22 protein-coding genes are annotated in these 21,099 nt (G+C 68.7%); 8 read left to right on the top strand and 14 right to left on the bottom strand.

The window, feature by feature from the left end; genetic code table 11:
* Positions 1–48: 48 nt before the first annotated feature.
* From KO481_RS25315 to KO481_RS25325, 3 genes are all read right to left on the bottom strand, one after another.
* Positions 49–462: a response regulator gene (locus tag KO481_RS25315; RefSeq protein ID WP_215920305.1), complete on the bottom strand. Its 414-nt coding sequence runs from the start codon at positions 460–462 to the stop codon at positions 49–51.
* A 143-nt stretch (positions 463–605) separates the two neighbouring features.
* Positions 606–980 (bottom strand): VOC family protein, encoded by a 375-nt coding sequence (locus KO481_RS25320; protein WP_215920307.1) that lies wholly within the window; start codon positions 978–980, stop codon positions 606–608.
* A gap of 109 nt (positions 981–1,089) precedes the next feature.
* Complete coding sequence (locus KO481_RS25325; protein ID WP_215920311.1) at positions 1,090–1,791, bottom strand: helix-turn-helix transcriptional regulator; 702 nt, start codon at positions 1,789–1,791, stop codon at positions 1,090–1,092.
* A gap of 107 nt (positions 1,792–1,898) precedes the next feature.
* Between KO481_RS25325 and KO481_RS25330 the strand changes: the two genes are divergently transcribed.
* Positions 1,899–2,708: an Rv1486c family protein gene (locus tag KO481_RS25330; protein WP_215920313.1), complete on the top strand. Its 810-nt coding sequence runs from the start codon at positions 1,899–1,901 to the stop codon at positions 2,706–2,708.
* 18 nt (positions 2,709–2,726) lie between these two features.
* Here the strand turns inward: KO481_RS25330 and KO481_RS25335 are convergent, their stop codons facing one another.
* Positions 2,727–3,218, bottom strand: a complete 492-nt coding sequence (locus KO481_RS25335) for a pyridoxamine 5'-phosphate oxidase family protein (RefSeq protein WP_215920315.1) — start codon at positions 3,216–3,218, stop codon at positions 2,727–2,729.
* A gap of 127 nt (positions 3,219–3,345) precedes the next feature.
* Here KO481_RS25335 and KO481_RS25340 point away from each other — a divergent pair, with 127 nt between their 5' ends.
* Positions 3,346–4,101 carry a S1 family peptidase gene (locus KO481_RS25340; protein WP_215920317.1) on the top strand — a complete coding sequence of 252 codons (756 nt, stop codon included), beginning with the start codon at positions 3,346–3,348 and terminating at the stop codon, positions 4,099–4,101.
* 9 nt (positions 4,102–4,110) lie between these two features.
* On the opposite strand, the gene KO481_RS25345 is transcribed toward KO481_RS25340, so the two are convergent.
* The gene (locus KO481_RS25345; protein WP_215920319.1) at positions 4,111–4,866 is read right to left on the bottom strand and encodes a sulfite exporter TauE/SafE family protein; all 756 of its coding nucleotides are present in this window, start codon (positions 4,864–4,866) and stop codon (positions 4,111–4,113) included.
* A gap of 272 nt (positions 4,867–5,138) precedes the next feature.
* On the opposite strand from KO481_RS25345, the gene KO481_RS25350 reads away from it, so the two are divergent.
* Positions 5,139–5,318, top strand: a complete 180-nt coding sequence (locus KO481_RS25350) for a hypothetical protein (protein ID WP_215920321.1) — start codon at positions 5,139–5,141, stop codon at positions 5,316–5,318.
* A 544-nt stretch (positions 5,319–5,862) separates the two neighbouring features.
* Here the strand turns inward: KO481_RS25350 and KO481_RS25355 are convergent.
* From KO481_RS25355 to KO481_RS25390, 8 genes are all read right to left on the bottom strand, one after another.
* Complete coding sequence (locus KO481_RS25355) at positions 5,863–6,906, bottom strand: ferrochelatase (protein ID WP_215920323.1); 1,044 nt, start codon at positions 6,904–6,906, stop codon at positions 5,863–5,865.
* A 17-nt stretch (positions 6,907–6,923) separates the two neighbouring features.
* Positions 6,924–7,760 (bottom strand): NADH-dependent enoyl-ACP reductase InhA, encoded by an 837-nt coding sequence (inhA, locus tag KO481_RS25360; protein ID WP_215920325.1) that lies wholly within the window; start codon positions 7,758–7,760, stop codon positions 6,924–6,926.
* An 85-nt stretch (positions 7,761–7,845) separates the two neighbouring features.
* Positions 7,846–8,562, bottom strand: coding sequence for a 3-oxoacyl-ACP reductase FabG1 (gene fabG1, locus KO481_RS25365; protein ID WP_215920327.1), 717 nt, complete (start codon positions 8,560–8,562; stop codon positions 7,846–7,848).
* A 207-nt stretch (positions 8,563–8,769) separates the two neighbouring features.
* The gene (locus KO481_RS25370) at positions 8,770–9,774 is read right to left on the bottom strand and encodes a VWA domain-containing protein (protein ID WP_215920329.1); all 1,005 of its coding nucleotides are present in this window, start codon (positions 9,772–9,774) and stop codon (positions 8,770–8,772) included.
* A gap of 230 nt (positions 9,775–10,004) precedes the next feature.
* The gene (locus tag KO481_RS25375; protein ID WP_215920333.1) at positions 10,005–10,973 is read right to left on the bottom strand and encodes a DUF58 domain-containing protein; all 969 of its coding nucleotides are present in this window, start codon (positions 10,971–10,973) and stop codon (positions 10,005–10,007) included.
* 30 nt (positions 10,974–11,003) lie between these two features.
* Positions 11,004–12,161, bottom strand: coding sequence for an AAA family ATPase (locus tag KO481_RS25380; RefSeq protein WP_308166776.1), 1,158 nt, complete (start codon positions 12,159–12,161; stop codon positions 11,004–11,006).
* A 124-nt stretch (positions 12,162–12,285) separates the two neighbouring features.
* Positions 12,286–13,707 carry an NlpC/P60 family protein gene (locus tag KO481_RS25385; RefSeq protein WP_215920334.1) on the bottom strand — a complete coding sequence of 474 codons (1,422 nt, stop codon included), beginning with the start codon at positions 13,705–13,707 and terminating at the stop codon, positions 12,286–12,288.
* Between the two features lie 408 nt (positions 13,708–14,115).
* On the bottom strand, positions 14,116–14,643 hold the full coding sequence (locus KO481_RS25390) for an Rv1476 family membrane protein (protein WP_215920336.1): 528 nt from the start codon (positions 14,641–14,643) through the stop codon (positions 14,116–14,118).
* A gap of 281 nt (positions 14,644–14,924) precedes the next feature.
* Here KO481_RS25390 and KO481_RS25395 point away from each other — a divergent pair, with 281 nt between their 5' ends.
* The 5 genes from KO481_RS25395 (at position 14,925) to KO481_RS25415 (ending at position 20,593) form a co-directional block, all read left to right on the top strand.
* On the top strand, positions 14,925–17,717 hold the full coding sequence (locus tag KO481_RS25395; protein WP_215920338.1) for an aconitate hydratase: 2,793 nt from the start codon (positions 14,925–14,927) through the stop codon (positions 17,715–17,717).
* 130 nt (positions 17,718–17,847) lie between these two features.
* Entirely contained in the window at positions 17,848–18,414 is a 567-nt protein-coding gene (locus tag KO481_RS25400; RefSeq protein ID WP_215920340.1) for a TetR/AcrR family transcriptional regulator, read from the top strand.
* A 90-nt stretch (positions 18,415–18,504) separates the two neighbouring features.
* Positions 18,505–18,909 (top strand): acyl-CoA thioesterase, encoded by a 405-nt coding sequence (locus KO481_RS25405; RefSeq protein WP_308166778.1) that lies wholly within the window; start codon positions 18,505–18,507, stop codon positions 18,907–18,909.
* 329 nt (positions 18,910–19,238) lie between these two features.
* Positions 19,239–19,622, top strand: coding sequence for a hypothetical protein (locus KO481_RS25410; RefSeq protein ID WP_245401449.1), 384 nt, complete (start codon positions 19,239–19,241; stop codon positions 19,620–19,622).
* A gap of 11 nt (positions 19,623–19,633) precedes the next feature.
* Positions 19,634–20,593 carry an MvdC/MvdD family ATP grasp protein gene (locus tag KO481_RS25415; RefSeq protein WP_215920344.1) on the top strand — a complete coding sequence of 320 codons (960 nt, stop codon included), beginning with the start codon at positions 19,634–19,636 and terminating at the stop codon, positions 20,591–20,593.
* A 101-nt stretch (positions 20,594–20,694) separates the two neighbouring features.
* Here KO481_RS25415 and KO481_RS25420 read toward each other — a convergent pair whose 3' ends face one another.
* Entirely contained in the window at positions 20,695–20,937 is a 243-nt protein-coding gene (locus KO481_RS25420) for a helix-turn-helix domain-containing protein (RefSeq protein ID WP_215920346.1), read from the bottom strand.
* Positions 20,938–21,099: the final 162 nt, after the last annotated feature.

A 21,099-nucleotide genomic window follows, 5' to 3' on the forward strand; every position in this document is an offset into this window, starting at 1 on the left:
GCTTGCCGCCTTCGTGTGGAGCCTGTCTGTATTTACAGATCTACGTCTTTACAGATCTACGTCGAAATGGTTCTCGCCCGCTGCCACCCGGCGGATGATGCCGAGCAGGTCGTCGAACAGGCCTGTCTTGAGCACCAGGCCCGCGCCACCTGCCTCCATGACGCGGTTCAGCGTGTCCCGGTCGGCATCCCCGGTGAAGACCAGGACCCTGGCCTGCGGCGATACCTGGCGCAACACTGTGATCGCGTCGATGCCGTTGCCGTCGGGAAGCCGGCGGTCCAGGAGGATGACATCGGGAAGGATCTGGGAGGCGGTGGAGACCGTCTCCGCGATCGACCCGGTGGTGGCGACGACCTCGATGTCGTCGACCAGCTCGAATGCCGAATGCAGTGCCACCACCACCATCGGATGGTCCTCCGCCAGCAGTAGCGTGGTACGACCGTCCGCGATGTCAGCCGACATGAGCGCCAGTGTATTCCGCTGCTAAGGGATTACCATCGGCTTTCAATAACGAACTGACAAGCCGACTTCACGGTTTGCCGGAAGCGACCTACCAGCAATGAAGTGCTGGTGGCGGGCCGCCCGCCCCGACCCGCCACCCACGCTCACCGGGGCGCCGGGGTGAAGATGACGAATCTGTTGCCGTCGGCATCCAGCAGATGGGCCGAGACCAGACCGGCCGGCGTGGTGGCGGCCGGATGCAGCACCTTGCCGCCCAGCTCCACCGCGCGCTCGCAGGTCTGCCCGACATCGGCAACCTGGACACAGAACGCGGCGTACGCGGTATCCGCAGCGTCGAGCCGATCGAACCCGCCGCTGGGCACCTGCTGCCCCGGATAGGTGACGAGCTGATACTCCGCGCCGCTGCCCGGATCCGCCCGGAAGGTCCAGTCGAACAGGCTACCGTAGAAGCGCTGGGCCGAGACGGGATCCGCGCTACCCACCTGGAACCAGGCGACCGTGCCGTTTGCGGGTTCCATCGGAATTCTCCTTCGATTTCGTGCCCGGCCGGGATGACCGCGCCACATCAGTGTCGAAGCCCCTCGCGACAGCCCTATGTCGGTATTTCCGAACGAATTCCGGAATTTTCTACAGTCGCACCGGCCGCAGCAACCGCTCCGGCGGCAGATCCTCGATATCCCCGAGCGAACGCGAGGCCGGGGCGGGCTCGGCCAGCGCCGCGGCGGTGATCCGGTCCAGCCGGAACACCCGGTTGCCCTGGCGCAGCCTGCACCAGCCGACCAGATACCACCCCTCGGTGCCGCACATCAGCAGCAGCGGTTCGACGGCGCGCTCGGTGACCGCACCGAACCGGTCCATGTAGGACAGCTCGAGGACTCGCCGCCGCACCACCGCCTGCTGCACCAGTGCCGCATGGGCCGCGGGAGGCGGCTCGTCGGCCGACTCCACCAGGCGCACTCGATCGGCGAGATCCCGTGCGGCGCCCGCCGATTCGTCCGACATGGCCGACATGATCTTGGCCAGTGCCTCCGCGCCCGCCGCATCGAACGGCGTACCGTGCATGCGCCGCAACGCCACTCCAACGGCCACCGCCTCGGCCGGCGAGAAGTTCAACGGCGGCAACGACATTCGCCGATCGATCGCGTAGCCGCCGGTGCGCCCCGCATCCGCGTGGATCGGGACGCCCGACTGCTGCAGTGCCGCGATATCGCGCTCGATCGTGCGGATGCTGACCTCGTGGCGCGCGGCCAGCTCCCGCGCCGTGCGACGCCGCGGCGACACGGCCCGCAACTCCTCCACGAGCGCATACAACCGGTCCGTACGGTTCATCCCCTCCCCTTCCGCAGCTCGGATGGCCCGAACCCTAGCCGTGGGCACCGACAGCTTGCTCCTCGGCCGCACGGCGCCACAGGCAACGGCACAGTTATGCTCGAATTATGTGTTCTCCCAGTGCCACGCTGACGGTGTGGGCCGGTGCGTGGCTTTCGGGCCGCAGCGCGCCCGACGACGTGCTGGATGCGCTGCGGGCGTGGGCGCCGCGCCAGCTCGTCGCCGCGGGCGATCCGGTCACCGGCGGGCACACCGGGCTGCCCTGGCCCGGCGGCGAATCGCTCGATCGCAGCGGCGCCGGAATCATGCCGCTGCTCAAGCTCATTCGTGAGGAATCTCACGATCCGGGCGCCCGGCTGCGGCTGGTGCTGCCCGTGCCCGGTGACGTGCGAGGGCTCCCGGCCGGCTGCGAATTCGCCGTCGCCGCGGTCGAGGCGGAGGAGGGCATCCTGGTCGGCACGCCGGGCACCGACGGCACTGGCCTGGTGCCGCTCTGGGTGGACGAGGAGACGCTACAGTGGACGGTTTACCGCACCCCCCTGCCGGCCACCTCCGAGCCTGACATGCCGCTCGGCGAGGCCGAGTACGCGATGCGCCAGGCCGTGCGCGATGCCGCGGACGCCCTCATGCAGCTGCAGCGGACCGGCGTGAACGCCGGCGGCGCCGATCCCCGCGAGCTGATCGAGGACGAGCTGGCCGAGTACTCCCGCCACGAATACCCCGACTCGATTCCCTTGCGCGCCCGGCGGATTCTCGATACCGCCGACCACGTGGCCGCGATCCTCACCGTCGCGCAGCACGAACCGGCCTCGGCGCCGACTTCGGCCAGCGCCATGGCCGCGCAGGAGACACTGCTGCGCCCGCTGTGGGACGCGATCCGCGCCGCACGCCTGGCCGCGGTCCACGCGGCGAGCTGATTCCGGGGCCGGGCCCGCTCAGTGCTTGACCACGACGCGCTCGGCCTCGCCCGGCTTCCAGATCACGATCTCCAGGTGACCGTCGACGATCTCCACGGCCGATCCACCGGTGATGTCGGCGGCATAGAACGGATCGAATTTCCCCCCGCGCAGATCGAATCCCGATTCCTCGTACAGCGATTCGGCCCAGCGCCGTTGCTGCTCCGGATCGCGGACATCGTGCACGACCCCGAAGAGCTTGGCATCGCCGTCACCGACCTGGGTGTCGACGGTCGCGGTGTGCAGGCAGAACCGCGGATCTCGCGCCAGGTCCAGGAATTTCGTGGTGCCCTGCATGCCGACCAGCCACAGCTCGCCCTCGAACATGATCGGTTCGAGCGGGCTGATGCGCGGGTAGCCGTCCGAGCGCGTGGTCGCCAGCAGGCACAGATTCTTCGCCGCGCCGTGCCGCCGTTGGAACACCGTCGAAATACGCGGGGCTGCCTCGGTGAATTCGCTCCAGGTGGTCATGGGGGCCAGAGTAGGACAGCCCACCGACACATGTCGCCGGCCGAATCCGCCTGCCCCACTGTGCGAGGCGGCCGTCGCTGGGACAGAATGGGCGAGACTTTGTTCTCGATTGACCGGGCGGGTACCCATGCACTTTCCTCGGAGCATCGCCGCCGTCACCGCGGTCGCGGCGATCGGCCTCGGCACCGTCACCGCCGGCCCGGCCACTGCGGTGATCGGCGGCCACCTCGTCCAGGCCTCGGCCTATCCGTGGCTCGCGGCGATCGGCTCCCCCGCCTTCCCGGTGCGCCCGAGCGGGCAGTTCTGCGTGGGCGCGCTGATCGCCCCCGACAAGGTCCTGACCGCCGCGCACTGCGCGGCCCTCGCGGCGCCCGTCCCGGCCGCGCTGCACGTCACCTTCGGCCGCACCGATCTCACGCACGGCGACGGAATCACCGTGGGGGTCAGGGCAATCCGGGTGGATCCGGAGTTCCGGATCGGGACGTTCGACAGCGACCTGAGCTTCCACCACGACCTGGCAATCCTGACCCTGGACACCCCGGTCACGCGGCCGACGGTGCGGATCGCCGCACCGCACGGCACCCGGGGCACGGTCGTGGGCTGGGGCGCGACCTCCGAGGACGACCTGCTCTCGAACTCCCTGCTGCGCGCGGCCACCGTCCCGCTGACCACCGACGCCGCCTGCGCGGCCGCCTACGGCGCCGAATTCGATCCCGCCGAGGCCTTCTGCGCCGGTTCGACCACCGCGGACACCGGTGAATTCGACAGCGGCGGACCGCTTCTCATCGGCGGCGCGCTCGCGGGCATCACCTCGTGGGCCAAGGGCGCGGCGGAGGCGGGATTCCCGACCGTCTACGCCCGCGTGCCCCCGCTCGACTTCTGAATCACGCCCTCACAGCGCGAATTTCACGGCCATCGCGATACCACAGGTCGCGGCGACCACGCGCAGCACGCCGCTCGGCAACCGGCGCGCGATCACCGGCCCGATCCAGCCCCCGGTGAGGAATCCGAGCCCGAGCGGAAGCACGAACGCCCAGTGCACCGGTCCGAATAGCGCGAATCCCACCGCGGCCGCGCCGTTCGCACACATACCGACCGTGTTCTTCACGGCATTCACCTGCTGCGGCGTCCATCCGGGATACATGGCGGTGAGGATGGCCAGGATCAGAATGCCGCCCGCCGCGCCGAAATATCCCGCATAGATCGCCGCCGCGAACAGCACCACCCGCAGCCCGATCGTGTACCGCCGCCGATCCGCGCCGCCGTACCTCGCGCGCATCCGGGCCAGCCGCGGCTGCGCCAGCAGGAACACCGACGCCCCGCCGATCAGGAACGGCACCACGACCTGAAACGACGAGGCCGGCGCGACCAGCAGCAGCACCGCGCCGACCGTGCCGCCGAGGGCTGCCAGCAGGCCCAGGCGCAGCACCACGCCGCCCTTGCCCGCCAGCTCCGACCTGGATCCGGCCGTCGAACCCAACCCGGTGAACACCAGGGCCACGGTGTTGGTGACGTTCGCCGCGACGGGCGGCAGTCCCAGCGCCAGCAGGGCCGGATAGGAGACGAGCGAGGCGAGGCTGACCAGCACGCTGACCACACCCGCCGCGAAGCCGACACCCAGCAGCTCGCCCGCCTGCAGTGTCGTCACCGGCGCCCACCGTCCCTCATCGTCTCCACCGAACCGCCGCTCCGCACTCCCGATCCGCCGCCGGGAGGTGCGGCAGCGGCTCGACGGAACCGCACTCATTCAAACATCCCATGAATATCGGGCGCTCCTCGGGGCCACGACCGGCCGATATTCGACCCGGCGACCGGACGGGCACGCGCGCACCCGTTTACTCTCAGCTACACGGAGAATTGCCAGCTATGTGCGGTTTTCCGAATGCGCATCCGATATCTACTCGACGAGAGGTAGGCATCATGCGCAAGGCACTCACCGCCGCGGCCGCGATCATCACGCTCGGCTCCATCACGGGGGCGGGCACGGCCGCGGCACACGTCGACACCTACAAGCCGGCCATCGGGCTGGACAACGGCTACCTCCCCTGCAACCTGCACAAGCGCGGCACCGGCCCGCGTACGTCAGACAATCCGAAATAGCGCGGCGACCCGCGCCGGCCCGAGTAGTGCGCCACTCAGGTACCGATGACACAACTGGGTAACGAGATTCGAGTAGTTGCCTACTCGGGTGCGGGCAGTCGCTCGTCCATAAGCTGATAGCAACGTTGAAAGTTCGGCAGTGCCACAAGGTTCCAGGCAATGTCACAAGGTTCCACACCGACAGAGTTGCACAGTTCAGCGCGGCAGCGCCGACGAAAGTAACGACGTCACCGAAGCATCCCCGACAGGGAAACCTCGGTGCGGCTCGACTTCCCGCCGGGCCGCCGTTCGCGAACGTGCCTGCACCGGGCACGCACGGCAATGTCGTTCCTCCCCTGGAGGATTCAACGCTGCCCGAGCAGCCGGTCGGCGGGTACGATGCCGCAATGCGGCGGGCGCCAGTGCGGCTGTACCGATCCCGGGACAGCTAGGTCGCTCCCGAGGTGGGTTCACCGGACGGTTCGAACAAGGTCGGCGTTGCGGCTCGACTTCCCCCGAGCCGCAACGTGCGCTCACCCCACAAGGTTTCGTAAGGTCTGCCGGACTACCGGGTTCGGCGAGGCGGCTCGCAGCAGCCGACGGCGCACGCCGCGCCGTTCACGGTGCAGCCGTAGCCGGGCACCGCGCCCAGGCGACGCGGCTGCGCGCCGGCGAGATGTTCGGTCACCAACTCGGCGATCATTCGCGCGAAGCGCGGGTCGGCGCCGGGAGTCGCGGCGCGGGCGAAAGTCATGCCCAGCTCCGCGGCCCGCTCCTTCGCCTCGTTGTCCAGGTCCCAGACGACCTCGAGATGGTCCGAGACGAAGCCGACGGGGCATACCACGACCGCGTCGATCTCCTTGCCGGACAACGTATCCAGGTGGTCGACGATGTCCGGCTCCAGCCACGGCACCTGCGGCGGGCCCGAACGGGACTGCCAGACCAGGTCGTACTCCGCGAATCCGGTTGCCGCGGCGCACAAGCGGGCCGCCTCGGCGACCTGACGACTGTACAGTTGCCCGCCGTCGGCGGGCGGACCGGCGGCGGCGTCCGCGGACACCGGGATCGAATGCGCGGTGAACACCAGCCGGGCCCGATCCCGGCGATCGGCCGGAAGTTGCTCCACCGCTTCGCGAATCGCGTCCGCGAATGCCTCGATCAGCAGCGGATGATCGAAGTACTGGCGCAGCTTCACCAGCTCCGGCGCGTCCGGCACCGCCACGCGCGCCCGCACGATGTCCTCGTCGTATTGACGGCAGCCCGAGTATCCGCCCCAGGCCGAGGTCGGGAAGACCAGCGCCGCACCGATGCCGTCCGCCCGCATCCGCTCAACGGTCTCCTCCGCCATCGGATGCCAGTTGCGATTGCCGAAATACACCGGCAGATCGATTCCGCGCGTGGCGAACTCGGCCTCGAGCGCGGCAATGATGTCGCGGTTGAGCCCGTTGATCGGCGAGACGCCGCCGAAGTGGAGGTAGTGCTGGGCGACCTCGTCGAGACGTTCGCGCGGCACGCCCCGGCCCCGGGTGACGTTCTCCAGGAACGGCATCACGTCCTCGGGGCGCTCGGGGCCGCCGAACGAAAGCAACAGCAGGGCATCGAATCCCATGGTGTGCCGCGCCAGGCTCAGTTCCCCGCGAAGTCCGCGGGGAACCAGGTGTTGTGGCTGGCGCCGCCATCGACGTAGATGATCGAGCCGGTGGTGCCGGGCAGCCAGTCGGACAGCAGTGTGACGATGGACCGGGCCACGACCGTCGGGTCGTCCACGTCCCAGCCGATCGGCGAGGCGCCGTCCCAGTAGGTGTTGAGCATGTTCAGCTGCTTGGCGTCGTCGGTGGCGGTACCGGCGATCGCCTTCGCGGCGAGGGTCTTGATCGGGCCCGCGGCGATGAGGTTCGAGCGGATCCGCTTGGCCTCACCCACCTCCCGCGCGACGTACCGGTTCACCGATTCCAGGGCGGCCTTGGCCACGCCCATCCAGTTGTAGTACGGCATCGCGGTGCGCGGATCGAAGTCCATGCCGACGATGGAGCCGCCCTCGTTCATGGCGGGCAGCACCGCGCGCGCCAGCGAGGCATAGCTCCACGCGGAGATCTCGAAGGCTTTGGCCGCATCCGAGCCCGGGCCGTCCAGGAACGGCAGCGCCTCGGGGCCCATCAGGGTGCGCGGCGCAAACGCGATCGAGTGCAGCACGCCGTCCACGCCCTCGGGCGCGTGCTCGCGAACCCGCTCGGCCAAGCTCGCCAGATCGTCCTCGCTGGTGACATCGAGCCCGATGGCCGGGGGGACCTCCTGCGGCAGCCTCTTGGCGATCCGGTCGATCAGCCGCAGCCGCTCCGGAATGCCCGTGATGATCACCTTCGCGCCCTGTTCCTGCGCGACCGCCGCCGCGTGGAACGCGATCGACGAATCGGTGATGATGCCGGTGATCAGTACGGCCTTGCCTTCGAGCAATCCGCCCATAAGAAGTCGGTTCTCCTCGGTGAGTCTGCGAAAGTTATGACAGGAAGGGTCCGAACCCGAGGTCCGGACGGTGTGCACGAAAGGCTCAGTGCCCCATGCCCATGCCGCCGTCGACCGGGATGATCGCGCCGGAGATGTAGGAGGCCTCGTCCGAGACGAGGAAGCTGATCGCGGCGGCCACGTCCTCGGCCTGGCCGATCCGGCCCGCCGGGATGAAATCGAGCGCGGTCTTGCGCATCTCCGGGGTCATCTCGTCACGGGTCATATCCGTGTCGATGAGGCCGGGCGCCACCACATTCGCGGTGATGTTGCGCTTGCCGACCTCGCGGGTGATGGCGCGCGCCATGCCCACCAGGCCCGCCTTGGCGGCCGCGTAGCTCACCTGCGCCGGAGCACCGATCTGACCGACCACGGAGCCGAGGAACACGACCCGGCCGAAGCGGTTCTTGAGCATGTTGCGGTTGGCGCGCTGGGCGACCCGCCACGCACCGGTCAGGTTGGCATCGATGACCTTCGAGAACGATTCCTCGCTCATGCGCATGAACAGGACATTGTCCACAATGCCCGCATTCGCGACCACGACCTCGATCGGCCCTTGGTGCGCCTCGACCTCGGTGAACGCGCGATCGATCGATTCCGCGTCCGTCACATCGCATTTCACACCGAACAGCCCGTCCGGCGCCCCCGACCCCCGGTGCGTCACCGCCACCTTGTGTCCGTCGGCGGCCAGCCGCTGCGCGACCGCGAGTCCGATGCCGCGGTTGCCGCCCGTCACGAGTACCGATCTGGAAGTTGTAGGCATAGTGCTCAACTTAACGGGTCTGGCCCAGTCCGCCTACTTCGGGGCCGTTGGTGTCGGCCTCCACGTCCCGGCCGGCACGAACGGCCGCCGTCCGGGGATGCCGGGACCCCCGCCCGGCATCGGTGCGGCGGGCCACAATGCCGGCGGGCCGCCCGTCGAGATCGAACGGGCGGCCCGGCACGGCGATATCGGTCTTACCTCATCGGATCACGGAATCCGCTGGCGCACAACCAGACTCGTTACGACACCGCAGGCGAACAGCAGTCCGGCCAGGATCATCCAGGGACGGCCGGCATCGCCCCACTTCATCTCGTAGCCGATCTGCTCGTCCAGCTTGTCGTACGCATGGGTGAGCTCGCCGAGGCTGGAGGCGGTGAAGAACGATCCCCCCGACAGGTCCGCGATCTTGTGCAGCGCGGCGTCGTCGACGGGCACGGGGACACGCTGCGTGCCTTGGCCGTCGGTATCGGGGATGTCGACCGAGCCCCACGTGGTACCGAAAGAGATCGTCGAGACCGGGATCCCCTTGCTCTTGGCCAGCCGCGAGGCGACGAAGCCGTGCCGCGGATTGTCCACGTCGGTGTCCTGCGGCACGGTCTGCTTGCCATCGGACATCAGCACGATCTGCGCGGGCGGCGGCGAGGACGCCCCGCCCAGCACCGAGGCCAACGTGTCGATCGCCTGCAGGGAGGCGAAGATGCCCTCGCCGGTCGCGGTACGCTCGGCGAGCTTCATGTTGTCGATCGCGGCCTTGACCGCTTCCTTGTTCGTCGTCGGCGACACCTGCACCGAGGCTGTCCCGGCGAAGGTGACCAGCCCGACGTTGATGCCGTTGGTGAGCCCGTCGACGAACTTCTTGGCCGCCTGCTTGGCGACCGCGATGCGGCTCGGCGTCACGTCGGTGGCCTCCATCGACAACGACACGTCGATGGTGAGCATCACGGTGGCGCGGTTTCGCGGCACCTTCTGCAGGGCGGTCGGCCCGGCCGCGGCGATGGTGAAGCAGATCAGGCCCACCAGCATCAGCGCGATCGGCGCGTGCCGGAACGGATTGGTCCGCCTCGGCGCCACCTGCTCCAGCACCTCCATATTGGAGAACCGGAGCATCTGTTTCTTGCGTCGGCGTTGCACGATCGCGTACAGGATCGCGATCGCGGCCACCACGATGAGGAACGCGAGCCATACGGCCGCGGTGAAATGAGAAACGCTCACGACTGCGCCTCGCTGGCGCTCGGCTCCGTCGTGCGCATCGCACGCAGGCTCATTGGTTCACTCCGCTTCGCTACGTTCACTGCGCCTCGCCGGCGCTCGGCTCCGACGTGCGGATCACGCGCAGGCTCATTGGTTCACTCCGCTTCGCTACGTTCACTGCGCCTCGCCGGCGCTCGACTCCGACGTGAGCAGAGCACGCTGACTCATGGGTTCATTCCGCTTCGCTACGCTCACTGCCGGGGCACCTGCCCGCTCGGGGCGCCGAACGTGTGGCGGCGGGTGGACACGAACCGGACGACGTCGGCGATCCAGTCCCGGTCGGTGCGCAGCGCCATCACCGGAGCGCCGCAGCTGCGCAACTCCTGCTCCACCTGTTCCCGGTGCGCTTGGGCCGCGCGCGCGAAATCGGTTCGCAGCGCGGGGGTTACGGAGAACTCCCGGGTGTGGCCGGTCTCGGGATCGTGCAGCACCACATCGCCGACATCGGGCAGCGACAGATCCAGCGGATCGAGCACCTCCACCCCGAGCAGGTCGTGGCGGCCCGAGATCGCGCGCAGCGAACGCTGCCAATCGATGTCGCCGAGGAAGTCCGAAATGACAACGGCCAGACCGCGTTTGCGCTGCGGGCGGCGCAGCGACTCGATCGCGCCGCGCAGATCGCCCCGGACGCCGTCCGAGGCGTGCGGGGTGGTGGCGATGCGGCGCAGCATCGCCTGCGCGTGCACCCGCCCGCTGCGCGCCGGTATGCGCACCAGCTGCTCGCCGGTGGCCACGATGGCGCCGATGCGATTGCCGCCGCCGCTGGTCAGATGGGTGACTGCGGCCGAGGCCGCCACCACCAGATCGCGCTTCTGGCACCCCCCGGTGCCGAAGTCGAGGCTGGCCGACAGGTCGATGACCAGCCAGGTCTCGAGCTCCCGGTCGGCGATCATCTGCCGCACGTGCGGATGGGTGGTACGGGCGGTGACCGACCAATCCATCTGGCGCACATCGTCACCCGGCTGGTAGAGCCGAGCATCGCCCGGCTCGGACCCGGGACCGGGAATCAGGCCGAGGTGATCACCGTGCAGCACGCCGTCGAGCCGGCGGCGCACCGTCAGCTCGAGGGTGCGCAGCGCGGCGGTCAGACGCGGATCGGTGAGAGCACCGGCCGCGAACGAGGGCGGCGCGTGCGAGGGGACGTTTGCGGAAATAGTCACTGGCGCAACCGAATCCTTCAGCCTCACGCCCTATCGCTGCGACTGGCCGACGCTCTGGCCGTTCGGCACCGGCGGCATGGGCGGCTGTGGCATGGCCGGCTGCGAGAGCCCGGGCTGGCCCGCGACCGGCGGCATCGGCACGGCCGGCGCGGGACCCTGGGCCGGGGCGGGGGCGTTGGCCTGCGCGGCGACCTGCGGCAGTCCGACCGTCTGCAGCACGCGGCGGATCACGTCGTCGGGGCTCACCTCGTCGGCCAGCGCATCGTACGAGAGCACCAGCCGGTGCCGCAGCACGTCCGGGATGACCTCCACGACATCCTGCGGCACAACGTAATCGCGCCCGCGGATCAGCGCCACGGCGCGCGCGGCGGCGATGATGCCCAGGCTCGCGCGCGGCGAGGCACCGTAGGCGACCCATCCCGCGACGTCGTTCAGCCCGAATTCGGCGGGCGTGCGGGTCGCGGCGATGACCCGGACCACATAGTCCACCAGGGCGTGGTGCACAAAGGTGTTCGCCGCCAGCTTCTGCAGGCGGATGAGCTCCTCGGGATGCAGCACGTTCTTGGGCTCCGGCGGGGTGACGCCCATCCGGTAGATGATCTCCCGCTCCTCCTCGAGCGAGGGGTAGTCGACGACCACCTTGAACAGGAAGCGGTCGCGCTGTGCCTCGGGCAGCGGGTACACGCCCTCGCTCTCGATCGGGTTCTGGGTGGCCATGACCAGGAACGGATCCGGCATCGGATAGGTCTTGCCGCCGATCGACACGTGCCGCTCGGCCATCACCTCGAGGAGCGCGGACTGCACCTTGGCGGGCGCGCGGTTGATTTCGTCCGCGAGCACGAAATTCGCGACGACCGGGCCGAGCTCGGTATCGAATTCCTCCCGGCCCTGGCGATAGATGCGGGTACCGACGAGGTCGGTGGGCACCAGGTCGGGGGTGAACTGCACACGCGAGAACGAGCCGCCGACGACCTTGGCGAAGGTCTCCACGGCGAGCGTCTTGGCGATACCGGGCACACCCTCGAGCAGCACGTGACCACGGGCGAGCACGCCGACGAGCAGCCGCTCGACCAGCCGGTCCTGCCCGACGATGACCCGCTTTACCTCGTAGATCGCCTTCTCCAGGGTCTGGACATCGCGCTCGAGGGTGTTCGGCGCCGGCTCGGGCGTATCCGTCACCGAATCCACTGCGCCTGCACCATCCGTCGAAGTCACCAAACTCCCCGCTTTCGCCTTGGTCTTTGTGCGTGCTGCCACAACTATTCCAGGTCCCGGCAAATGATGCCGCAACCGGGCTGCGAGTTTTATTGCCCTACGCGATCAGCCGCACCGCATTCGGCATCATGCCCTTCACCCGCACCGCCGAAATCTTCACCACGTCACCGGATTCGGGGGCCTCGATCATCTTTCCGTCGCCCAGATACAGCGCGACGTGCTCGCTGCCGCCGCGGCCCCAGAACAGCATGTCCCCGCGTCGCCGCTGGGCGACCGGCACCCGCTTGCCCATCTGATACTGGTACCCGCTGTAATGCGGCAGCGAGACGCCCGCACCCGCGAAGGCGTACATCATCAGACCCGAACAGTCGAAGCCGACCTTCTTGTAGTCGCCGTACCGGTCGGCGACGCCGTGGTCGCGGATGCCCTTGGTCGGGCCGTCGGCGTTGCCGCCGCCCCAGGCATAGGTGACGCCGAGCTGGGACATCGCGCGGTCCACCACGATCTCGATCAGCTGGGCCGCGCTGCCCGCCGGGCGGGACGGCTGGGTCATGGACTGGTGCGACGGCGGGGAATCGTCCAGCTCGGTCCGGGAGCTCTGGCCGTCGTTGAGCTCCTGGGCGCGTTCGCGGGCCGCGGCGTCGGCGGCGGCGCGCACCGCCGCGGCCGCGGCCGAGGCAGCGGCGGCGATCTCCTCGTCGCGGCGCTGCTGATCCCAGGCCTCGTAGGCCGCGCGCTCGCCCTGCAGTCCGGACACCCGCTCCCGCGCGGCGTCCAGGCGCTGCTGGGCCACGTCGCGCTGCTGGGTCAGGGCATCCCGCTGGGCGGTCTCCGCATCCACCGCGGCCGTGGCGGTGGCGACGGCATCCTCGGCCTCGGACTTCTTCGCCTCGGCGGCCGCGGCGGCGGAGTCGGCGGCCTGCTTGGCCGCGCGCGCGGCCGAGTCGGCGTTCGCCCGCTGAACCTGGGCGCGCCGGATGCCGTTCAGTGCGTCATCCGCGGATTTCGAGGCGGCACTGAGCAATTGGGCCCGGTCCAGGGCCTGGCTGGGGTTCCCGCCGCCGGACAGGTAGCTGACCATCGAATTCGAGCCGGGGCTCTCGTAGGCCTGGATGGCGAACTTGTCGAAGTTGTTGCGCGCCTGCATAAGCGTGGTTCCGCAGGCCGTGAGCGCGTGCTGGGCGCTGGTCGCGGCGGTCGCGGCGGTGTCGGCCGCGCCGCGCGCGGTCTCCAGGTCCACCAGCGCCTTGTTGACGGCCTCGCGCTTGGTTGCGACGACGGAGTCGAGCTGCTGGATCTGCTGGCCGACCGAGGCGACGTCGTTGATCAGCGCACCGACCTCGTTGACTCCGTCGTCGACCTGGCCCGCGGCCGCGGCGATGTCGCCGTCGCTGGGATTGGGCGGGGGCGGTGGCACCGCGCCCGCAACGGGCACCGCCACGACGAACGTCGCGACGCTAATCAGCAATCCCAGAGCGATCCGGGATGCCCCCCTTCGCCGTGTGCCGGTCACGCGCACCCACCTCCCTCGAATCCACCGCGGATCCCGGGAACGAAGCGTCACCTGGACTGTCCCCTGGGGCGACGGCCGAGCATCATCGCCTCATAGGAACCAGTGATATCCCTGATCACCACCAGTACCTACAAGCCCTTGTGACACTTCTTCCCCAAGAGTGTCATTCAAAACCGTACGACACACGAGCCCCTGGGAGAACAAGGACGACGGAATCACATTGGCGTAATTTTACGATTGCCCATCAATAGCCAGATAGGGCACAGGATTTGCCCGCGAAAACAGACCGGGCGTTCGGGCGGGTCGCGGTCCCGAAACCGCATCCCCGAACCGCGAGGCCGCGCATCGCATGGCACGGCCGGCAAGAGGGCATGTCGCGGCGCACTACGCCGCGCACCGGTTCAGACGGAGGGCTCAGCCCTGTTCGCGCGCCGCACGCCGCGCCTTGATGACGTACAACCCGCCGCACGCGACCGCGGTGCCCACGAGCAGCGCGCAGGTGATGGCCGTCCAGGACACCGGCTCAGCCGTCTCGAGGTGGTCCACGACGATGCGCGCGGCGACCGCGGAGTGCCCGCTGGTGTATTTGGCGTTGTCCTCGGCCCACTCCAGGCGGGCCCGGGTGAAGTGATCGCTGTAGGTGCCCACCCAGCTGTCGCTGAGCACCACGACCGTGCCGTGCTCCTGCTTGCCGACCTCGGTGGCCACGTCCCGCAGATCGGATTCGCGCGCCGGATTGCCCTCGACCACCACGATGCTCAGCGGAATGCCGTGCGCGCGTGCGTCGGCGACGATGTCCTGCAGCGGAGCCGCCTGGTCGTACTTACCCTCGGGCACCGAGACGTGCTCGGCCGCCAGATCCACCATGACGGTGTCCACATCGACCTTGGGCGGGATCTCCGCGGCCATAGGGGTGAATGCCCTTGTGAGGGTGACGGTCATCTTCCATCCGGTCTTGTCGGGCCGCCCGCCTGGGCGACCGGCATCCAACACTGGTCATCGCATCGACGCGCTGGGCAACGCCGAAAGGTCTGGGTGCACACTACGCGACCGGGGCATGATGGATGGCGGCACGCCGCGCCGGAGAGCCCCCGTGCATTTCACAGGACAAGCGTACTGTTAGAGTTCGGATCGTGAGGACGCGCAGCTAGTGTGCTCCTCGAATGGAAGCCACCGGCACAGCCCCGCCGGTGGCACCCTCACCGACGAGTGGAGCTGAACGTATGACGACCATCGATACATTCGGCGCCAAGGGCACCCTCGAGGTCGGAGATCGGTCGTATGAGATCTTCCGCCTCTCCGCCGTGCCCGGCACCGAGAAACTCCCCTACGCCCTCAAGGTCCTCGCGGAGAACCTGCTCCGCACCGAGGACGGCGCGAACATCACCGCCGACCACATCCGCGCGATCGCCAACTGGGATCCCTCGGCCCAGCCGAACACCGAGATCCAGTTCACCCCCGCGCGCGTGATCATGCAGGACTTCACCGGCGTGCCCTGCATCGTCGACCTCGCCACCATGCGCGAGGCCGTCACCGCCCTCGGCGGCGACCCGAGCAAGGTCAACCCGCTCTCCCCCGCCGACATGGTCATCGACCACTCGGTCATCCTCGACGTCTTCGGCACCGCCGACGCGCTCGAGCGCAATGTCGACCTCGAGTACCAGCGCAACGGCGAGCGGTACCAGTTCCTGCGCTGGGGCCAGGGCGCGTTCGACGACTTCAAGGTCGTCCCGCCGGGCGTCGGCATCGTGCACCAGGTCAACATCGAGTACCTGGCCCCCACCATCATGGTCCGCAACGGCCAGGCCTACCCGGACACCTGCGTCGGCACCGACTCGCACACCACGATGGTCAACGGGCTGGGCGTGCTGGGCTGGGGCGTCGGCGGCATCGAGGCCGAGGCGGCCATGCTGGGCCAGCCGGTCTCGATGCTGATCCCGCGCGTGGTCGGCTTCAAGCTCACCGGCGAGATCAAGCCGGGCGTCACCGCCACCGACGTGGTGCTCACTGTCACCGACATGCTGCGCAAGCACGGCGTGGTCGGCAAGTTCGTCGAGTTCTACGGCAAGGGCGTGGCCGAGGTGCCCCTGGCCAACCGCGCCACCCTGGGCAATATGAGCCCCGAATTCGGCTCCACCGCAGCGATCTTCCCGATCGACGAGGAGACCATCAACTACCTGCGCCTGACCGGCCGCACCGACGAGCAGCTCGCGCTGGTCGAGGCGTACGCCAAGGAGCAGGGCCTGTGGCACGACGCGGACAACGAGCCCGCGTACTCGGAGTACCTGGAGCTGGACCTGAGCACCGTGGTGCCGTCCATCGCCGGCCCGAAGCGCCCGCAGGACCGAATCCTGTTGTCGGACAGCAAGTCCGCCTTCCGCCGGGACATCCGCAACTACACCAACGACCCCGTCCCGCACACCGCGCTGGACGAGGCGATCGAGGAGTCTTTCCCGGCCAGCGACCCGGTCGCCTCGGGCACCGCAAACGACGACACTCGGGTGCCGACCGCCGCCAACGGCAATGCCGGGCGTCCGTCCAAGCCGGTCAAGGTCTCCGATCCCGAGCGCGGTGACTTCGTGCTCGACCACGGCGCCGTGGTGGTCGCGGGCATCACCTCCTGCACCAACACCTCGAACCCGTCGGTCATGATCGGCGCGGCGCTGCTGGCCCGCAACGCGGTCGAGAAGGGCCTGGCCTCCAAGCCGTGGGTGAAGACCAACATGGCCCCGGGCTCGCAGGTCGTCGCCGACTACTACGAGAAGGCCGGCCTCTGGCCGTACCTGGAGAAGCTGGGCTTCTACGTGGGTGGTTTCGGCTGCACCACCTGCATCGGCAACACCGGCCCGCTGCCGGAGCAGATCTCCAAGGCCGTCAACGACAACGACCTGTCGGTCACCGCGGTGCTCTCGGGCAACCGCAACTTCGAGGGCCGCATCTCGCCCGATGTGAAGATGAACTACCTGGCCTCGCCGCCGCTGGTCATCGCGTACGCCCTGGCGGGCACGATGGACTTCGACTTCGAGACCGACGCCCTGGGCAAGGACGGCAACGGCAACGACGTCTTCCTGAAGGACATCTGGCCCTCGCCGCAGGAGATCGACGACACCATCAAGTCCTCGATCAGCCGGGACATGTTCACCAAGTCCTACGCCACCGTCTTCGACGGCGATGCGCGCTGGCAAGGCCTGGACACCCCCGAGGGCGACACCTTCGCGTGGGACGAGAGCTCGACCTACGTGCGCAAGGCGCCGTACTTCGACGGCATGCCGCTGCAGCCGACCCCGGTCGAGGACATCGCGGGCGCGCGCGTGCTGGCGCTGCTCGGCGATTCGGTCACCACCGACCACATCTCCCCCGCGGGTCCGATCAAGCCGGGCACCCCGGCCGCGCAGTACCTGGATTCGCACGGCGTGCAGCGCAAGGACTACAACTCCCTGGGCTCGCGCCGCGGTAACCACGAGGTGATGATCCGCGGCACCTTCGCCAACATCCGGCTGCGCAACCAGCTGCTGGACGACGTCTCGGGCGGTTACACCCGCGACTTCACCCAGCCCGGTGGCCCGCAGGCGTTCATCTACGACGCCTCGCAGAACTACCAGGCCGCGGGCATCCCGCTGGTCGTGCTGGGCGGCAAGGAGTACGGTTCGGGCTCCTCGCGCGACTGGGCCGCCAAGGGCACCCGCCTGCTGGGCGTCAAGGCTGTGATCACCGAGTCGTTCGAGCGCATCCACCGCTCGAACCTCATCGGCATGGGCGTCATCCCGCTGCAGTTCCCGGCCGGCGAGTCGGCCGCGTCGCTGAAGCTGGACGGCACCGAGACCTTCGACATCGAGGGCATCACCCAGCTGAACGAGGGGGCGACTCCGAAGACCTTGAAGGTGACCGCCACCAAGGAAAACGGGGACAAGATCACCTTCGACGCGGTCGTGCGCATCGACACCCCCGGAGAGGCGGACTACTACCGCAACGGCGGCATCCTGCAGTACGTGCTGCGCAACATGATCGCCGGCTGACTCGTCCGATACGGCGCCGGACGGATACAACTCCCTTCGGCGCCTTGGCACTTCGCTCGTCGCTAGTGTCGTAACCCCCGCGCTGCCCAGGCGGCGCGGGGGTTTGCCACACCCCGGTTTGGAGGAGCCCATGCCCAAGGTCAGTGATGACCACCTCGCCGCCCGGCGCAGCCAGATTCTGGACGGCGCGCGGCGCTGTTTCGCAGAATTCGGTTACGAGGGCGCGACGGTGCGGCGCCTGGAAGAGGCCATCGGCCTGTCCCGCGGCGCGATCTTCCATCACTTCCGGGACAAGGACGCGCTGTTCTTGGCGCTGGCCCAGGAGGATGCCGAGCGGATGGCCGAGGTCGCCGCGAACCAGGGCCTGGTGCAGGTGATGCGGGAGATGCTCGCCAATCCGGAGCAGTACAACTGGCTGGGCACCCGGCTGGAGATCGCGCGCCGGCTGCGCACCGACCCGGAGTTCGCGGCGGGCTGGACCCAGCGTTCGGCCGAGCTCACCGCCGCGACCCTCGCGCGGCTGGAGCGACGCAAGGCCGCGGGCGCGTTGCGCGACGACGTGCCGACCGATGTCCTGCTGGGCTATCTGGACCTGGTGCTGGATGGGCTCATCGCTCGCATCGCCTCGGGCCACGCCAATGACAACCTCACTGCCGTACTGGATCTCGTGGAGGCCTCGGTGCGGCGCAAGGCCTGAGCGGTGACCCGCCAGCCATCGTGACGGATGCCACCCCGGATACGGAATACCGGGCATTGGCCGCATGTTCGCCAAGGTATGACATTCGCTGTGCCCGTGACCGTCCGCGGCTACGAACTCGACGTCAACGGCCACCTGAATCAGGCCGTCTACCACCAGTACGCCGAGCACGCGCGGTGGGAGGCGCTGCGCGCGGCCGGCCTGGTCCCGGACAAGCTGTTCCAGCACGGGCTGGGCCCGGTGGTCCTGGAATCCACCGTGAAGCATCTGCGGGAGCTGCATCTGGGCGACGAGGTCACCGTCACCTGTGAATTCGAATGGGGCACCGGCAAGGCGTTCTGGATGCACCAGCAGATCCGCAAGCTGGACGGCACCGTCTCGGCGGAGTTCACCGTCGTCACCGGGCTGATGGATCTGACGGCTCGCAAGCTCGTGCCGAATCCGATCGAGCGGTTCCGCGAACTCTCGGAGTCCACCGAGGTGCTGGGGCTCTAGACAACAAGCCGACCGGTTCGGGCGATTCGCCGCATCGCAACCCGAGTTGAGCACTCAACCGAAAATCTTTCGGCGATAGCGCATTCCGTGGCGCTGCTGCCGGGATGCCAGCGCACCGGAATTCTTTCGTTGCCAACCGGCCGGCGTCCCAATCGGGATATGATCCAGGTCACGCTCGGCTTCCGTGGCAAACCGCGAGCAGATCGGAGACCAGCCCTATGCCCGAGATCGTCCGTCCCTCCGCGCCCTCACGCACCGGATTTCTCCCGGACCAGTGCGAGGCCGCTCCGCTACTTTCAGGCTATCTTATAGCCGAATCGGCGGGTGCGGTGAGTGTGCGCGTATCCGAGGGCACCTGGACCTTCGATCGCGCCGATGTGCTCGACATCGACCCGCTCGGAGCGGATGCTCCCGGCGCGGACATCCCCCGCACCGATCCGGCCACCGGCCAGGGCGGCCGCCCGGTCCGGGTGCGAGTGCGCGCCGGCGCCACCGCGGACTTCACCCGGCGGCTGCGAATCGACCTGACCGAACGCCCGATGACGCTGGCGCAGCAGCATTCTCCCGCGCGCGGCGACGATCAGCTCGCCCGTCAGACCGAACGCTGGGCCCGCTCGCTGCACCTGTCCGGCACCGGCGCCGCGATGACCCGAAGCCACACCCTCTCGTTTGCGGGCAGCCTCGACGCCATGGCCTGCGACAGTCTCGATTGAGGAGTCGGTCGATGGCCCGCGCGGCAGGGTCGGTGCTGATCATCACCGAGGCCGACGATCTGCATGCCGACGCGATGGCTGCGACGCTGCGAAATCAGTACGGTAACAGCCCGATTCGGCTCGACATGCGCGACTTCCCGCGCGAGAGCGGCAGTTTCCGACTCGACCGCGCCGGCACCGCGCGCTCGCTGTCGCACATCTACGGCCTGGACGACGTCGCGGCCGTGTGGTGGCGCCGTCCGCACCAGGCCGTGGTACCCGCGGGCATGCGCACCGCCGACGACGACTACCGGCAGGCCGAATGCGACGGCTTCCTGCAGGGGCTGCTCTGGTCGATCCCCGCGGTATGGGTCAACGATCCCGGCGCCGACCGCACCGCCACCCGCAAGATCGTGCAGCTGGAGACGGCGCGGCGCTCGGGCTTCACGATCCCCGAGACGCTCATCACCAACGATCCGGACGAGGCGCGCAGCTTCGTCGGGGCGCGGCCGGGGCCGGTCGTCTTCAAACGCACCGGCACCGGGCGCGCGGAGTTCTCCGAGACCCGCGTGGTCACCCCCGCCGATCTGAATCGCCTCGACACGATCCGCTCGGCGCCCACCACGTTCCAGGACTACATCGAGGCGGAGTGCGATCTGCGGGTGGTGTGGATCGACGGCGTGGAGTGGACCGTGCGCATCGACTCGCAATCCGGTGCGGGGCGCGTGGATTCGCGCCTGGACACCTCGGTCGACTTCACCCCGGACCGGTTGCCCGCCGCGGTCAGCAAGTCCATCGCCACCGTGATGGGCGCGCTGGGACTGGTTTTCGGGGTGCTGGACATCCGCCTGGGGATCGACGGCGAATACTACTTCCTCGAGGTCAACCCGCAGGGGCAGTTCGCCTACCTGGAGATCAAGACGGGACTGCCCATCTTCCGCAGCCTGGCAAGCTATCTCGTCGTCGGCGACGCGGCCGTCGTCCCGGAGTGAGGCACCCGGACGAACCGGACGTCCACGCCCACAGGACCGTTCGGCCCCGTCCGGCGCATCCTCCTGCGGCAGCACCGAATTCGGTGCGGGACCGCGTGAGATTACGTGCCCACCGTGGCCTTGCGACGGTTGGCGCCACCACGGCTGCGGAGCTGCACATGCGACTCCACCAGCACGTTGTGGATGAACCCGTACGAGCGGCCGGTTTCCCGCGCCAGCGAACGGATACTCGCCCCCGCCTCGTACTGCTTCTTGAGCTGGGTCTGTAAGCGGTCCCGCGACTTTCCCGTCACGCGCGTGCCCTTACCCAACATGGACTTCCCTTGTGCGGGCCTGTCACTCATGGCTTCCTCCGGTCGCCCTGCAGCCTCATTCCAGGCTAGTGCCGCGTCACGCAACGTTGGGTAGGTAATCCGGGCGGCGGATTTTCGAGCCGACGGCGAAGTCTCGGATCGGTCGGGCGTGCTGGTTGCGCCAGCGGACGTAGTCACCGATCGCCGCATCCT

The organism is Nocardia albiluteola, from assembly GCF_018860155.1.
Lineage (GTDB): Bacteria > Actinomycetota > Actinomycetes > Mycobacteriales > Mycobacteriaceae > Nocardia > Nocardia albiluteola.

Bases quoted from the DNA above. Each gene is read 5' to 3' on its own strand.
- KO481_RS25315 (WP_215920305.1), bottom strand. From the start codon at position 462: ATGTCGGCTGACATCGCGGACGGTCGTACCACGCTACTGCTGGCGGAG.
- KO481_RS25320 (WP_215920307.1), bottom strand. From the start codon at position 980: ATGGAACCCGCAAACGGCACGGTCGCCTGGTTCCAGGTGGGTAGCGCG.
- KO481_RS25325 (WP_215920311.1), bottom strand. From the start codon at position 1,791: ATGAACCGTACGGACCGGTTGTATGCGCTCGTGGAGGAGTTGCGGGCC.
- KO481_RS25330 (WP_215920313.1), top strand. From the start codon at position 1,899: ATGTGTTCTCCCAGTGCCACGCTGACGGTGTGGGCCGGTGCGTGGCTT.
- KO481_RS25335 (WP_215920315.1), bottom strand. From the start codon at position 3,218: ATGACCACCTGGAGCGAATTCACCGAGGCAGCCCCGCGTATTTCGACG.
- KO481_RS25340 (WP_215920317.1), top strand. From the start codon at position 3,346: ATGCACTTTCCTCGGAGCATCGCCGCCGTCACCGCGGTCGCGGCGATC.
- KO481_RS25350 (WP_215920321.1), top strand. From the start codon at position 5,139: ATGCGCAAGGCACTCACCGCCGCGGCCGCGATCATCACGCTCGGCTCC.
- KO481_RS25355 (WP_215920323.1), bottom strand. From the start codon at position 6,906: ATGGGATTCGATGCCCTGCTGTTGCTTTCGTTCGGCGGCCCCGAGCGC.
- inhA (WP_215920325.1), bottom strand. From the start codon at position 7,760: ATGGGCGGATTGCTCGAAGGCAAGGCCGTACTGATCACCGGCATCATC.
- fabG1 (WP_215920327.1), bottom strand. From the start codon at position 8,562: ATGCCTACAACTTCCAGATCGGTACTCGTGACGGGCGGCAACCGCGGC.
- KO481_RS25390 (WP_215920336.1), bottom strand. From the start codon at position 14,643: ATGACCGTCACCCTCACAAGGGCATTCACCCCTATGGCCGCGGAGATC.
- KO481_RS25395 (WP_215920338.1), top strand. From the start codon at position 14,925: ATGACGACCATCGATACATTCGGCGCCAAGGGCACCCTCGAGGTCGGA.
- KO481_RS25400 (WP_215920340.1), top strand. From the start codon at position 17,848: ATGCCCAAGGTCAGTGATGACCACCTCGCCGCCCGGCGCAGCCAGATT.
- KO481_RS25415 (WP_215920344.1), top strand. From the start codon at position 19,634: ATGGCCCGCGCGGCAGGGTCGGTGCTGATCATCACCGAGGCCGACGAT.
- KO481_RS25420 (WP_215920346.1), bottom strand. From the start codon at position 20,937: ATGAGTGACAGGCCCGCACAAGGGAAGTCCATGTTGGGTAAGGGCACG.